The organism is Vibrio sp. 03_296, assembly GCF_002265885.1.
Map to the genome: position 1 here is coordinate 1 of NZ_NPKW01001387.1, position 1,281 is coordinate 1,281.

Genomic DNA, 1,281 nt, shown 5'->3' on the forward strand with positions numbered 1-1,281 from the left:
AATTTTCTGATTATTATGTGTTACGACGTGTGGGCCAGACGCCAGTGGTGTAGATCGGGCATAAAAATGATACTCCACGAGCGTTAACGGCGAATGACTTCCAGGAAAACACCAATCGCTGGTTTTACTTTCTAAATGGCTTTAGGGATGAAGACACAAGTCAAGGGATTCACCATCAGCTATGTAACTTACATATGTCCGGCAGAAACATGATGGTGAAACGCGAGCTGTATCTGGCACTGCGCCATATCGATATCACCGGAGCGCAATGGCTAAAAGCCGTTATCATCAATGACGATGACACTTACCACGATGATTACCACTACCTGAATTTTTTCCGAAATCCTTTAGACCGAAATTATGCCTATTACGATTTCGTTGACTTTGAGCAGAGCGAGTACGAAAAAGATGTCTTTGCCGACTACCTGCCCCCGCTCTATACCTTCGAGAAAATCGTCTTATCACCAGAAAAACTCGCTGCCGTGCCCTTGGAAAAACGCTTAATTTGGGATGACTTGCAGTTTACGGATTGCCTCGTCGTACATAAATCCGTTAAAGAAATCATGGAAAAATACCAACCTCTTGATTGTCGCTTTACCCGAATTGAAGAGTATCAAGAAGATATGGGCACTCGCGCAGAATACGACGCCGATGGGAATCTAATATGAGTGAATATTCTGATTATTATGTGGTGTACCAGCGTGTGGGCGAGCACGCTATGGTTTTGACTGGTCATGAGAAAAATGCGGGAGCTGATCTTACGTTTAATCAGTTTCAAGAAAACACCAATCGCTGGTTTTACTTTGAAAATGGCTTTAGGGATGAAGACACAAGTCAAGGGATACACCATCAGTTGTGTAACTTACATATGTCCGGCAGGAAATGATGGTAAAACGCGAACTGTATCTGGCACTGCGCCATATCGATATTATCGGAGCGCAATGGCTGAGAGCCGTTATCATCAATGACGATGACACTTACCACGATGACTATCACTACTTAAACTTCTACGAAAATCCGGTTGATGAGGATTACACATATTACGATTTCGTTGACTTTGAGCAGAGCGAGTACGAAAAAGATGTCTTGCTGATTACCTGCCCCACTCTACACCTTCAAAAAGTCGTTTATCACCAGAAAAGCTCGCTGCCGTGCCCTTGGAAAAACGCTTAATTTGGAACGACATACACACCACGAACTGCCTTGCTGTGCATAAATCCGTTAAAGAAATCATGGAGAAATATCAACCCCTTGATTGCCGCTTTACCCGAATTGAAGAGT

Annotated in this window: 2 pseudogenes; both read left to right on the top strand. The window is 43.6% G+C overall.

The window, feature by feature from the left end:
• Positions 1-668 (top strand): annotated as a pseudogene (locus CIK04_RS32510) (hypothetical protein); the annotation flags it as partial.
• A 110-nt stretch (positions 669-778) separates the two neighbouring features.
• Positions 779-1,281, top strand: a pseudogene (locus CIK04_RS32515) (hypothetical protein); the annotation flags it as partial.